Annotated in this window: 13 protein-coding genes; 4 read left to right on the forward strand and 9 right to left on the reverse strand. The window is 59.9% G+C overall.

The genetic code is table 11. From position 1 onward, the window contains the following. Nucleotides 1–6: 6 nt before the first annotated feature. The 3 genes from HY795_16655 to HY795_16665 all read right to left on the reverse strand — a co-directional run bounded on the left by HY795_16655 (nt 7) and on the right by HY795_16665 (nt 4,288). Entirely contained in the window at nt 7–1,389 is a 1,383-nt protein-coding gene (locus HY795_16655) for a nitrogenase (protein MBI4806848.1), read from the reverse strand. Further along, nucleotides 1,386–2,783 (reverse strand): nitrogenase iron-molybdenum cofactor biosynthesis protein NifE, encoded by a 1,398-nt coding sequence (nifE, locus tag HY795_16660; protein ID MBI4806849.1) that lies wholly within the window; start codon nt 2,781–2,783, stop codon nt 1,386–1,388. Before nifE ends, HY795_16655 begins: the two co-directional genes overlap by 4 nt. 761 nt (nt 2,784–3,544) lie before the next feature. Continuing rightward, entirely contained in the window at nt 3,545–4,288 is a 744-nt protein-coding gene (locus HY795_16665) for a diguanylate cyclase (GenBank protein MBI4806850.1), read from the reverse strand. 202 nt (nt 4,289–4,490) lie between these two features. Here HY795_16665 and HY795_16670 point away from each other — a divergent pair, with 202 nt between their 5' ends. From HY795_16670 to HY795_16685, 4 genes are all read left to right on the forward strand, one after another. Further along, nucleotides 4,491–5,117 (forward strand): hypothetical protein, encoded by a 627-nt coding sequence (locus HY795_16670; protein MBI4806851.1) that lies wholly within the window; start codon nt 4,491–4,493, stop codon nt 5,115–5,117. Nucleotides 5,118–5,224: 107 nt separating this feature from the next. After that, a complete protein-coding gene (locus tag HY795_16675) occupies nt 5,225–5,488 on the forward strand; it encodes a hypothetical protein (protein MBI4806852.1) in 264 nt (87 codons plus the stop codon). A 65-nt stretch (nt 5,489–5,553) separates the two neighbouring features. Beyond that, on the forward strand, nt 5,554–7,710 hold the full coding sequence (locus HY795_16680; GenBank protein ID MBI4806853.1) for a heavy metal translocating P-type ATPase: 2,157 nt from the start codon (nt 5,554–5,556) through the stop codon (nt 7,708–7,710). A gap of 1 nt (nt 7,711) precedes the next feature. Continuing rightward, complete coding sequence (locus HY795_16685; protein ID MBI4806854.1) at nt 7,712–8,119, forward strand: hypothetical protein; 408 nt, start codon at nt 7,712–7,714, stop codon at nt 8,117–8,119. Nucleotides 8,120–8,187: 68 nt separating this feature from the next. Here HY795_16685 and HY795_16690 read toward each other — a convergent pair whose 3' ends face one another. From HY795_16690 to nifH, 6 genes are all read right to left on the reverse strand, one after another. Next, entirely contained in the window at nt 8,188–8,490 is a 303-nt protein-coding gene (locus HY795_16690; protein ID MBI4806855.1) for a (2Fe-2S) ferredoxin domain-containing protein, read from the reverse strand. A 175-nt stretch (nt 8,491–8,665) separates the two neighbouring features. Continuing rightward, nucleotides 8,666–10,054: a nitrogenase molybdenum-iron protein subunit beta gene (nifK, locus tag HY795_16695; GenBank protein ID MBI4806856.1), complete on the reverse strand. Its 1,389-nt coding sequence runs from the start codon at nt 10,052–10,054 to the stop codon at nt 8,666–8,668. 12 nt (nt 10,055–10,066) lie between these two features. Next, the gene (gene nifD, locus HY795_16700) at nt 10,067–11,719 is read right to left on the reverse strand and encodes a nitrogenase molybdenum-iron protein alpha chain (GenBank protein MBI4806857.1); all 1,653 of its coding nucleotides are present in this window, start codon (nt 11,717–11,719) and stop codon (nt 10,067–10,069) included. Between the two features lie 33 nt (nt 11,720–11,752). After that, nucleotides 11,753–12,127: a P-II family nitrogen regulator gene (locus HY795_16705; GenBank protein MBI4806858.1), complete on the reverse strand. Its 375-nt coding sequence runs from the start codon at nt 12,125–12,127 to the stop codon at nt 11,753–11,755. Beyond that, on the reverse strand, nt 12,124–12,486 hold the full coding sequence (locus tag HY795_16710; protein ID MBI4806859.1) for a P-II family nitrogen regulator: 363 nt from the start codon (nt 12,484–12,486) through the stop codon (nt 12,124–12,126). Before HY795_16710 ends, HY795_16705 begins: the two co-directional genes overlap by 4 nt. A 35-nt stretch (nt 12,487–12,521) precedes the next feature. Beyond that, complete coding sequence (nifH, locus tag HY795_16715; GenBank protein MBI4806860.1) at nt 12,522–13,346, reverse strand: nitrogenase iron protein; 825 nt, start codon at nt 13,344–13,346, stop codon at nt 12,522–12,524. Nucleotides 13,347–13,402 lie beyond the last annotated feature (56 nt).

The following is a 13,402-nucleotide window of genomic DNA, read 5'->3' on the forward strand; positions in this document are numbered from 1 at the left end:
AGCTCCTTAGATGTAGCCGTATCCGATGTCGGAGTCGGTCTGTTTCTTTTCGATCATTGCGTTCACCACCCGGTCCAAAAGCTCCTGGGCGCCCAGGTAGCAGAGGTGGCGGACACGCTGGCCGCCGAAACGGTCATGGATGGGAAAGCCCACCCGGATGAGCGGAATGGAAAGTTCCCGGGCAAGACGGTAGCCTTTGGAGTGGCCCAGGAAGAAATCCGGGGCCAGCTCGCGGGCCCGGTCCGCGATGTCGTAGAAGTCAACACCGTCGGCCACTTCGGGCATCTCGGGAACGAGCCCCTCGCACGCGGCGTGCACTGCCTTTTCAAGCCTGCCGGATTTTCCACCGCCGGCCACCAGCACCGGGACCACACCGATTTCGGCCATGAAGCTCGTCAGGCCCACGATGAGGTCCTCCTCGCCGTAGATGACGCAGCGCTTCTGGGACACGTACTTGTGCCCGTCCACGAATGCGTCCAGAAGTCTTCCCCGCTCCAATGCATGGCGGCGCGGGGTGGGCATGCAGGAGACCGCCTCCAATGACTTGAAGAATTCATCTGATTGGCGAAGCCCAATGGGCAAGCCCAGACGGTGGAGCGCCACGCCGAAGCGCGACTGCAGAAGTCCCCCGGCTGTGGCCGCTTCACCGGGGTCGGAAAGGGTGGCGCCGAACTCGAAGGAGGCCGGCGCTCCCCCCATGGCCTTTATGTCGGCCACGGGAGTGCCACCGGAGGTGATCTTCTCGTATTCATCCACTGCCGGGCCATCCAGGGTTTCGGAATAGTCCGGCAGGATGGTTGCCGAAAGCCCGAAGCCATCGAACACATCCTTCAAATGCCGGATGTCCTCGCAGGACACGAACCCTGGAAAGCAGTTCACGGCCTTCGTTGCGGCATGGCCTGTGGCCAACTGGTCCACCACGGCCCGGACTGCGGCGGTGAAGCCCTCCATGTGTGTACCCGAAAAGCTCGGGGTGGCCACGTTCACCACCGGGGCCATGTCCAGATCGGAGAATTCCTTGCGGAACTCCTTCAAAATGCCTGGCACGTCGTCGCCGATGGTTTCGGTGAGGCAGGTGGTGGCCACGCCGATCATGCCCGCTTCGTATTTGTCCATTACCGTGAGCAAGCCCTTTTTCAGGTTGGGGCCGCCGCCGTATATGGCCTGCTTCTCGCCTAATGAGCTGGAGGCGATGTCCATGGGCTCGCGAAAATGGCTGATGATGTAGCGGCGCATGTAGGTTGCGCAGCCCTGGGAGCCGTGCAGATAGGGCACGCCTCCCTCTATTCCCTTGAACACCAGGGTCGCACCCAATGGCTTGCACAGCTTGCAGGCATTGGTGGTGGACACGAAGGATTCTGTCTTGGGCTTTACTGCTGTGGCGCTCATATGCTGCACTCCTTGGGCAGGTCGGAAATACCCGCGGCCAGGGTCTTTCCCGCGCGGCGGGGAACAAAGCGCCAAACGGGGCTCATCACCGTGCGGTGGACCTCCAGGGCGAAGTTGTACATGCCGACGAACCCTTCCAGGGCTTCCTTACGCTCGTGGTTGTGGTCGCAGAATCCCACGCCAAGCTTGTAGGCGATGGGGCGCTCCTTCACGCCGCCCACAAAGATGTCCACATCCTTTTCCTTGAGGAAGGCCGAGAGCTCGAGGGGGTTGGCATCGTCCACTATGATGGTGCCCGGGTCGCAGATGGAGGCCAGCTCCTCATAGTCCTCGGGAGTGCCGGTCTGCGATCCCGCGATGACCACTGACATGCCCAGGTGGCGAAAGGCCTTGATGAGCGAGAAGGCCTTGAAGGCTCCGCCCACGTAAATGGCGGCCTTCTTGCCCTCCAGGTCTTGGCGGAAGCGGGCCAGCTTTGGGTACAGCACGGCCAGCTCTTCCTTCACCAGGGCCTGGGTCCTGGCGAGCATGTCCGGGTCGAGCCCCTTGAAAAATCTGGCCACGGTGTAAAGGGCCTCGGCCATGTCTTCGATGCCGAAGTAGGACACCTTCACGGAGGGCGTGCCGTATGTCTCGCGCATCATCTTGGCCAGATCCATGGTAGAACCGGAACACTGCACCACGTTGAGCGCCGCGCCGTGGGCTTTGGCTATGTCGCCCACCCGGCCGTCGCCCGTGATATTGGCCACCACCCTGATGCCCATGCGCTCGAAATACTCACGGATGATCCAGATTTCGCCAGCCAGGTTGAAATCTCCCAGGATGTTGAGCGAAATTGGCGGAATATCAGAAGTGTCACCAGTGCCCATGAGAGTGAACATGGCCTTGCACGCGGCCAGGTAGCCCTCGCGCTTGTTGCCTTTGAAGCCCTCGGACTGGACCGGAATCACCGGGATGCCCTTTTGCGCCGAGACCTTCTTGCACACCGCCGCCAGATCATCGCCGATGATTCCCACGATGCAGGTGGAATAGACGAAGGCGGCCTTGGGCTCATGCCGGTCGATAAGCTCGGTGAGAGCAGCCTCAAGCTTCTTCTCACCACCAAAGATCACGTCCTTTTCCTGAAGGTCGGTGGAAAAGGAGAGACGGTGGAGTTCAGGCCCGGAAGACAGCGCCCCCCGAATGTCCCAGGTGTAGGCGGCGCAGCCGATTGGACCGTGCACCAGATGCAGTGCGTCCGCGATGGGGTAGAGCACCACCCGCGAGCCGCAGAACACGCAAGCCCTCTGACTGACGGCCCCGGCCAGCGAGTCCCGGTTGCAGGCCAGCTTGAAAGGGCCTTCTCCGGTAACATGGATCTGGTCTTTGCGTTCCTCGAAGATTATGTCGGACACGGTGCGCCTCTCTTCTGCGGGTTACCGGCACAAGCCATCTTGAGGCGGTCTCAGGTCCGCCACATGAACCCTAGAATCAATTCCCGTGCCACAAGCTAACCAACTGTATTTAAATAACTAAACAAACATGTGGCTGTCTGTGTGCACTTCTTAAGGGCACAAAAACGCAAAGCCTTGAGACAAAAATGTAAGGTTTGACCATGCTGCATTTTCCAGGCTGCTTATTTCTGGGGAATCCAACCATTTCGAGGCGTCAGTGACGTGTGAATGCGACGAAATGGTCCTGCTTAAAGGAATCAAGGAGAGTCCGGCTCGGGAAGCTAAACAAAGATATGGCCCGGAACCGTCTAGTGCGGTTCCAGGCCATTATAAGAGGGAGGGGACGCAGCGTGTCAGCTGGCGAGGGTTTCCAGACAGTAGAGGTAGAAGCCTCCTTGAATAAGAAGACTTACGGCAAGAGCAAACACCGTATACAGACGCTCGGACGAATACATACTTCTCTCCTGCGAATTTTTACTACCAGCCGGGGCGGATACTAAGCCCCCCGACGTCTTGAAAGTCTCGTATCTCAGTTTTTTGCGGCGAACAGGTGAAGCTTTCGCAACAACTTTGGGAGCCAAGGCGATCCTGTCTCAATCGATTTTGAAACTCAGTATCAATATAATCTGCAAATGCAACATTGAAGCCACTAAAAGCGTACTTGCCGAGAACTGCGCGAAGCCTGCCCGAAAAATGGAAGAGAAAACGAGATACGAGACGCCCTAGGAAATCCGCGGGGTATCTCCCCCGGAGTTCTGAAAAACCGCGTTGCGCCCAGAGTCCTTGGCTTCCCCGAGAGCGGCCTGGGCCTGGCGGACCAAAAGCATGGGAGCGTCTTTTGGTGCGGGTATCACGGTGGCAACCCCCACGCTGACAGTCACCAACCCTCCATGGGGGGATTCCAGGTGCGGAATCTCCAGCGCTGCAACCTCTTTCACGATGCGCTCTGCGACCACTCGTGCGCCGTCTGGCTCAGTGGCGGGCAGAAGAACCACAAAGGTATTGCCTTCCATGCGGGCCACCACATCCACCTCCCGGAAGAGACAGCGCATCAGGGCATGGGCCACGGACTTGAGACAGTCGTCGCCGGCGAGCGAACCGTAGATGTCGTTGTAGGCCCGGAAGTTGTCGATATCCACCACCAGCATGGAAAGTGTCGCCTTCTCCCGCTGGGCTTGGGCCCAGTCGCGTGACAAAAGCTTTTCAAAGGCGCGTCTGTTCATGGCCCCGGTGAGTCCATCCACCTGGGAGAGCTGGGCCACCTGAGCCACAGCGGCTTCCAAATCCAGCTGAACGGAAAGGGCCAGTTCCGCGACGCGGCGGGATCTCTCCAGCAGGGCCTGGTATTCGTCCAGAAGTTCGAGATATGGTTTGGAGAGTGCGCCATCGACATGGCCAGTCAAAATCAGCCGGGCATTCTCGATGACCTGCTGCTCCTTGTCGAAAAGGGGGACCGGATGATCCATGCGGGCGGCTCCTGAAGGGTCTTGACTGCTTGCGACGTCATATCCCGCCGGGCAGTTCCAGTCCAGAACCAAAGCCGTGGCAGGCGTCTTCATTCAGGGAATATTCCAACCTCTTCTCATCTAGTGCCCCGCGGTGAATCATCATGTTTACTCCTGACGAGGCACTTGATAATGAGTATCAAAATCTACAAGGGGTCGTGTCATGTTTCTTCCTGCGTCTTTTTCATCCTCCCCGGTTACCCGCAAGAACCGCTACGCGTCCAACGCCAAGCTCGACGAAGGCCGCCTTCTTGAGCTGGCTGCATGCTTCACCTCTGGAGTTACGGCTGGCGTGGCCGCAAAATCCGCTGATTTGAACCGCAATACCGTGAACAGATACTACCAAATGTTTCGCGATTGCCTCACCAGGGAGATTCCAGGGGACAGGCGCATTGCCACCATCCGCCCCCCCCTGGTCGGCCTGTTCCTTTCGTCCAGGGGAGTCGACCCGAGGATCATACCAGAAGAACACCGGGACACCGCTCTGGGGTGCCTTCGCCGCCCAGACGGGGCCATGGAAGCCTGCATTTCGGCAGCCTGGTCAGGGTACGACGCCGTAGGGGACCCCGGAACGGACTGCTTTCTCATCATGCCAGGGTGTCTGATCGGGGCCTACGGGCAGAACCTTCTGCGAACCTACTGGGAGAAGCTCAGGGCCACTCTGTGCCGCAGCAGGGGAATCCCACGCGAGGTTTACTGGCAACACCTAGCCGTTTTCGAACTTGCCGAGAGAATGGGCGAGGAAAAAATTCAGCAGCATCTTTTGCATTGCCTGGAAACAATGGAGTGACCTCGTGGCTGACTGGAGAACGCAAGAAGAGGCGCTCGTTCTTTTTATTGACTTCAAAGTGACGCTTTCGTAGCAAAATAATGATAACCCCGAATAGGAGGTATTGAATGAATTCCAATTCAAAAGGCGCATTGCTTTTCGTCGGCGGCGCCGCTCTGGGCGCATTGGCCGTCTACGCCCTGACCAAGGGTTCCCCCAGCTTCAAACCCCTTCTGGCTGATGTGATGGCCGGAGGGCTCAACCTGAAGGACAAGCTCCTGGGGGTGGTGGATCAGGCCAAGGAAAACATCGAGGACATCATGGCCGAAGCCGAGCATGCCCGTAAATCCAAGGAAGGAGCTGCACCCGAGCCTGCCGGGGAGAAAAAATAGTCGTGACTCCTTTGGCTCATGTCAGTCCCGGCAAACTCCGCCCACTGAGGGGTCGCGGTAAGAACCTGTCGCCGAAACGGCAGAGGCCCTTTGAAGCTGCGACGTTCGAATCAGGCAGTCCGAACGTCGCGCACTCACTGCCCGGCAGGATCAGGTTCCGCTACAAACGGCCCAGCCATGACGCTCTTTTCAAAGCCGCGGATAGAATTCGCGGAATCGAAGGGGTTTACTCTGTTTCCACCAATCCCCGCTCCGGCTCGCTTCTGGTTGTATTCGATCCGGACACGGCCGTGCATGCAGCCGTGCTTTCTTGCGTAACAGGGACCGAGGTCCGGGAGATCCCTCCTGAAAGGGGCAGGCATGCCTCGGCAACGCAACATGATCCGGAGACCGCGCCGAGCCTTTTTGGCCTGCTCGCTCCGGTGATCATGCGCCCCATGCTTCCCAGGGGTTTCCAACTGGCCTTTGCGCTTAAGGGCGCATTGCCCAGGCTTTGGCGGGGTGTTGTGTCGCTTCTTTCAGGAAAACTCTCGGTAGACGTGCTGGATGCGACAGCCCTGGCCATATGCTTTCTGCGCCGAGACTTCAGGTCGCTGGGAACCATCACCCTTCTTCTTTCCGCCGGGGAATTCCTGGAGAACTGGACGCGCAAGCGTTCGGAGGAAAGCCTGGCCGCCACCCTCGCCTCGCAGACCGTCTGGGCCTGGGTGCGCAAGGGCAGCGACGAGCAACAGGTGGACGCCCGCACCGTGAAGCCCGGGGACTTGGTGGTCATCCGCCAGGGAGCGGTGGCGCCTGTGGATGGCGTGGTGGAGGAAGGCGAAGCCCTGGTGAATCAGAGTTCCATGACCGGGGAGGTTCGCGGAGTTCCCAAGCGTCCTGGTACCGCTGTCTTCGCGGGAACCGTGGTGGAAGAGGGCGAGGTAGTGGTCAAGGCCACAGGCTCAGCCGACTCCACCCGTTGGCGCCGGATGCTGGCCCTGGTGGAACAGGCGGAACGCAGCAAGGCTGGCGTTCAAAGCCAGGCCGAAAAGTTGGCCGGAAACCTGGTTCCCTTTTCTCTCGGGCTTTCCGGAGCGGTCTACGCTGCCACTCGCGATCCGCGCCGGGCCGCCTCTGTCCTTCTGGTGGACTACTCCTGCGCCATCAAGCTTGCCACACCGCTAGCCGTGCTGGCCGCAATGCGCCAGATGGCCACGGAAGGCGTTGTGGTCAAAGGCGGTCTTCCTTTGGAAAACCTGGCCAAAGCCGACGTGTTCGTCTTTGACAAGACCGGCACCTTGACCATGGCCGAACCGAAGGTTCACAGCGTCATCGGCTACTCGGGCCATTCCCGGGAGGACGTGCTCCGCCTTGCGGCCTGCCTTGAGGAACACTTCCCCCACCCTGTTGCCCGGGCCGTTGTGCGCCAAGCCGCGGCCGAAGGCATTACCCACCAGGAGGAGCACGCACGAGTGGAGTATGTGGCCGCTCATGGCGTGGCCAGCTGGCTCAAGGGCAAGCGCATCATGCTGGGCAGCAGGCATTTCATCCACGATGATGAAAAAATACCGTTGGGCGAGGCTGGCGAAACCGCCAGGAATCTTGCCGAGCAAGGGCATTCACTGCTGTATCTGGCCATCGGAGACGAATTGGCCGGTCTCATCAGCTTGGATGACCCGCTTCGCCCCGAGGCGGCCGAAGCCATCCAGGCGCTTCGGGACTCCGGAATCAAGCGCATCATCATGCTCACCGGCGATCTGGACGGCATGGCCGCCAGGACCGCGAAGGAGCTCGGCATAACCGAGTGGGTGTCCCAGGTGCTGCCCGATGAAAAGCATCAAGTTATTGAGAAGCTTATCGCCGAAGGCAGAACTGTGGCCATGGTCGGCGATGGGTTAAACGACGCCCCGGCCCTTGCCCGGGCATCGGTTGGCATCTCCATGCACCAGGGTGCGGACGTCACCCGCGAGGTGGCCGACGTGGTGCTCACCACGGGCGACCTGCTGGCCCTGGCCCGGGCCAGAGCCTTGGCCCAGGCGGCTTTCAAGCGTGTGAAAAACAACTATTGGCTTATCGTGGGCGTGAACACCCTGCTCCTGGCCGGCGGTCTGTTCGGGCGCTTGACTCCACAGCTCTCTGCTCTCATGCACAACGGGGCCACCATCGCCGCTGCTGTGAACGCCCTGCGGCCCCTGCGGCCAGGACGATCAGGAATGGTTCCAGTGTTCAAGGAGGCCTGATATGTTGCGAAGCGTTCTTCCTGGTAGAATTCGGGCGCATCTGGGCGCAGGCATGCCCATGGAAGAGATCGATTCCCTGCAAGCGTCCCTGGAGAAGGCCGCGCCCGGGGCCCAGATTCACTACAATCCGCGAAGCGGCGGGCTCCTGGTAACCTGGAAGCCCGGAGTGAAACGGGATGCGGCCGTGCTCAAGGCTGTCGAGGCTCACTTCAAATCCGCCCCCTCCTGTTCCCCGAAACTCACCTGGCCAACCATGAAGACCGTGAAGCAAGGCATGGCCTTAAGTTTAGGCGTGGCTCTCACCTCTCTGGCTTTCAGGAGCGAACGAGTCCACATGTGGGCCGGTGGCGCCTTCGCGGCCCTGCTTTCCCGCCATCTCTACGTCTACCGCAAGCGCATCTTCAAATAACCCAGAACGGCCGCCCGGGAATGCACCCGGGCGGCCGCCCTCAAGTCGCGTCTCTGGCAGGAGACAACCTATATCAAAAGATCCTCGCAAGCCTCGCCGTTTTCCAGCGCGTCGAGGATCTCGTCCACCTTCTCCTCGGAATCCACGTGCCCGTACCACCAGGCTTCGGGATAAACCACCATCACCGGGCCGTCCTCGCACTGCTTGAGGCATCCTGAACCGGTGATCAGGATGTCCAGGCCGCGGTCCAATATTTCTGTTTCCATGTACTGCAGGAGGCTTCCGCCCTGTTTGAAGCAGACGCCCTTGGGCTCGCCCTTGGCTCGGAAGCTGTTGCAGACCAGTATATGATGCTTGGGTTTGTTGACCATGTCTCGAACTCCCTTCGGATTAGTGAGATGGGGCACTGCCTTAAACCCCGGCTGGGGGGAATGATTCCCCCCAGACCCCCTCAATTATTTCCGCCTACAGTCTGCAATAATGCCGGGTCCAGGGAGAGGCTTCTCTCCCTGGCGCGGGGTCCGGGGGCGCGCAGCCCCCGGCTTCCTAATATACCAACTCAAACTTGGTTTCGGTCGAATCCCGGTCACGGCGGGTCAGCAATGCGTCGAGTATCTTCTCGATCATCCTGAGCGCGCCCTTGTATCCCACCGTGGGGAAGTAGGTGTGGCCCATGCGGTCAACAATTGGGAACCCGTGGCGGATCAAGGGGATGTCCTCGTCGCGGGCCACGTACTTCAGGTACGTGTTGCCAATGAGCAGATCCACGGGCTCCTGCTTGATCCACTGGTGCATGAGGAACATGTCGCCCGGGCACTTCACCTTGGTGACGTTCTCGGCCGGGGTTCCCTTGATGATCTCCCGGATGGCGGGCTCGAACTTGTTGCCGGGCGTACCCGTGACAACATAGGCCGGGATCATGTCCAGCTCGATCAAGAGCTTGGTCAAGCCGATCAGCTGATCAGGGTCGCCGGCAAGGGCCACGCGCTTGCCGTAGAGGTACTGGTTGTAGTCGCTGATGACGTCCACCACCTGCCCGCGTTCGAAGTCGATGGAGGCGGGCACGGCCTTTCCGGCCATCTTGGACAGGGCGTAGATGTAGGCGTCCGTTGCTTCCAGGCCAAAGGGCAAGCCCATGATCTGGCAGGGAACCTTGTGCTCCGAGTCCAGATACTTGGCGGCCTGGGCCGTGGCCCACTGGCCAAGGCCGATGGTGCCCACCGCGTCGCCCGAGGACGTGATGTCCGCGACCTTGGCTCCGCCAGCGGGGTACATCTCGTACTTTCCGGTCAACGGGGCATTGAGCACCCCGGAGGTATCCGGGAACATGTTGGCGTCCACATCCATGGCCAGGGCCAGGCGCTTGATTTCCGCCATGTCCGCAGGCTCGCAGAATCCGGGGATGATGTTCACCTTGCCGTTTTTGGCTCCCGTGGACTTGGCCAGGTTCTTCACCATGCCGCTTACCATGTTGGAGTAGCCCGTGACGTGCGACCCGACGTAAGACGGGGTGTTACAGTAGATCACGTGCTTGCCCTCGGGGACCTTGCCCTCGGCGCGGGCCTTCTCCACGATCTGGGTCATGTCGTCGCCGATGGTCTCGGAGAGACAGGTGGTGTGCACCGCAATGATCTCAGGCTCGTAAACCGAGAAGATGTTCTGGATCGCGGTGAGCAGGTTGGCCTGGCCGCCGAACACGGAGGATCCTTCGGTAAAGGAGCTGGTGGCCGCGCTGATGGGCTCCTTGGTGTGCCTGGTCAGAGCGGAGCGATGGTAGGCGCAGCAGCCCTGGGAACCGTGGGAGTGCGGCAGGCAGCCGTGAATGCCTAGCGCCGCGTACATCGCGCCCACGGGCTGACAGGTCTTGGCCGGGTTGATGGACAGGGCCGTCCTGTCGACTGTTATTTCAGCGGGTGTGTGCCGTAAGAGTGCCATGTGCGTATCCTCCTAGCCAGCCACGAAGCAGGCGGTGAGTTCGGGTCCGTCGGCGTGCCAGGGGGCCTTCACCTTCGACCAGACCTTGGAGTTCACCATCCTGTCGATATCCTTGTAATAGTTTACCGCGCCCACAAACCCGGCGTAGGGGCCGCCATAATCGTAGGAATGCAGCTGCTTGAGCGGCACACCCATCTTCTGCACGGAATACTTTTCCTTGATGCCGGCGCAGAAGATGTCGGGCTTGTACATCTCGATGAGCTTCTCGGACTCGAACTGGTTCAAGTCGTCGATGATCATGGTCTTTTTGGGCATGTCGGTGATCAGCCCGTCGTATTCCTTGAACTTCAAGCCTGCATCCTCGCGGGCCTTGATTTCAGCCTCGGTCAAACGCGGGGAATACTTTTCTGGGTCGGCCTCCACATGGAGCTCCTCGATGTTGCGCGAGTCGGCGTCCACCTTGATGGAGGGTATGACCTGGCGGCCTTCGTAGTCGTCGCGGTGGCCGAACTCGTAGCCAGCGGCCAGAGTGGTCATGCCAAGCTCGTGGAAGAGCTCCTGGTAGTGGTGGGCCCGGGAGCCCCCCACGAACAGCATGGCTGTCTTGCCGGTGGTGCGGGGTTTGATTTCCGCCAGAGCGGCCTCCACTATGGGCATTTCCTCAGCGATGACCTCTTCCACGCGCTTGATGAGCGCCTCGTCGCCGAAGTGCTGGGCAATGCGCCGAAGGGACTTGGCTGTGGCGTGCGCACCGATGAAGTTCACCTTGATCCAGGGGATGCCGTATTTGGTCTCAAGCATGTCGGCCACGTAGTTGATGGACCGGTGGCACATGACGCAGCTTAGGTCGGCCATCTGAGCCGAAGCGAAGTCGTTATAGGTGGAGTTGCCCGAGAAGGTGGCGTTCACGGTGATGCCGCACTTCTCCAGGATGCGGTCGATCTCGAAGGCATCGCCGCCGATGTTGTATTCACCCAGCATGTTGATGGTGAACTTGCCGGTGCGCTCAGGCGTCTCGGAAGTGCCCACAACTTCGGTGAAGATCTTGTTGTTGGCTATGTGGTGGCCAGCGGACTGGGACACGCCCTTGTAGCCTTCACAAGAGAAGCCAAAGATGTTGATGCCGAGCAAAGCCTTCATCTCCCTGGCCACGGCATGCACGTCGTCGCCGATGAGCCCCACCGGACAGGTGGAGAAGATGGCGATGGCCTTGGGCTTGAACAGGTCGTAGGCTTCCTGGATGGCCTGCTTGAGCTTCTTTTCCCCACCGAAGATAATGTCCTGATCCTGCATGTCCGTGGAAAAGGCATAGGGAATGAAGTTCTCTGCGCCGGGCGCTGAGGCGTCGGTCTGGTTGCGCCTGGTCAGCCAGGAGTAGAAGCCGCAGCCGATGGGACCGTGAGTAATGTTCACGATGTCGCGGGTGGGACCCAGGATAACGCCCTTGCAGCCCGCGTAGGTGCAGCCGCGCTGGGTGATGATGCCGGGAACCGTGCGAACGTTGGCCAGGATTTCCCGTTCCTCCGGGCCCTCGGTTTCCTTAATGAATATCTGCTGGGAGCGCTTGCGGCCGACCTTCGGGGGGTACTTGGCCAAAAGCTCCTTCTTGGCCTCTTCCGGATCGATATCCGGGACTGCCAGGTGGTCTACTATTGGGGCGTCCATGATGCTTCCCTCTTTGAATTCGCTAAAAGCCGGTTAAACGATGGCGCAGGAGCCGGATTCGCCGGTGCGCACCCGCACGGAGTCGGACATGGGCAGCACGAAGATCTTGCCGTCGCCGGCATTGCCGGTCTGGTTGGCTTCCATGATGGTTTTCACGACTGTATCGACCTCTTCGTCTGGAACCACCACAGTGATCATGCGCTTGGCGAAAAGCTTGCCCTTGTTTCCCAGGACCTCGGCGGCCTCCTGGTAGCCCTGGGCGGCTCCTGCCGCCACGGCCATGTTCACCAGACCCTTGCCACGGCCCCAAGCCTCGTGGGCGAAGAAGGCGGCTACACCGGCGTCAGTCAAAGCCTTCTTGGTCTGGTTCATCTTGTTCATGCGAACTACGGCGATTACTTCCTTCATGGCCTGGCCTCCCCAACGGACGACAGATCGGTTTCCTTTACGCCGGAGCTGATGGTGTACATTTCTTCCACCGGGGAAACGAAGATCTTGCCGTCGCCGAAGTTTCCCTTGCCGCCTGTGCGGGCGGCGTCCACGATGGTCTTGACCACGAAATCCTTGTCCTTCTCGGACACCACGGTCATGATCTGGATCTTGGGAATTTCGTCATAGGTCACTTCGCCGATTTTAATGCCGCGCTGTTTGCCGCGACCAGCCACGGCCAGTTTGGTGGCGGCCGGGAAGCCAGATTCCATGAGAGCGGCCATGACGTCGTCGGCCTTCTCGGGGCGGACGATGGAACGGATCATAATGAGGGACATTTTCTTATCTCCTGCCTTTTTTGTTTGCCGTCCGCCTAGTTGGCGATGCCGTACTTCACGAGCAGGGATTCCAGCTCGTCGATGGGCAGCGGGGTCGGAATGACGAACTTCTGGTTGTCCTGAATCTTCGAGGCCAGGTTCAGGTACTCGTTGGCCTGGGGGTGTTCAGGGGAGAAGTCGATAACCGTCTTGCGGTTGAGTTCGGCGCGCTGCACCTGGTTTTCGCGAGGCACGAAGTGGATCATCTGGGTGCCGAGACGTTCAGCCAGGGCATTGATCAGGTCCTCCTCGCGATCCACCTTGCGGGAGTTGCAGATAAGCCCGCCAAGGCGCACGCCGCCGCCTTCCGCGAATTTCACAATGCCCTTGCAGATGTTGTTGGCCGCGTACATGGCCATCATCTCGCCTGAGACCACGATGTAGATCTCCTGGGCCTTGCCCTCGCGGATAGGCATGGCGAAGCCGCCGCAGACAACGTCGCCCAGAACGTCGTAGAACACGTAGTCGAGCTTCTTGTCGTCAGTGTAGGCACCCAGCTGTTCGAGCAGGTTGATGGACGTGATGATGCCGCGTCCTGCGCAACCCACGCCGGGCTCGGGGCCGCCGGACTCGGTGCACATGGTGCCCTTGAAACCGGGCTTCAGGATGTCTTCGAGTTCGACGTCCTCGCCTTCCTCGCGCAGGGTGTCCAGAACGGTCTTCTGCTGCAGTCCTCCGAGAAGCAAACGGGTGGAGTCGGCCTTGGGGTCGCACCCGACGACCATGACCTTCTTGCCCAGAGTGGCCAGACCAGCCACGGTGTTTTGGGTCGTGGTGGATTTGCCGATGCCGCCTTTGCCGTAGATAGCGATCTTTCTCATAATATTCCTCCGAAGGGGGATGGGGTTCGCCTGATACGGAGGCACTCAGGCAAAGG

Origin of the sequence: Desulfovibrio sp., from assembly GCA_016208105.1 — a bacterium.
Classification (GTDB): Bacteria; Desulfobacterota; Desulfovibrionia; order Desulfovibrionales; family Desulfovibrionaceae; genus Fundidesulfovibrio.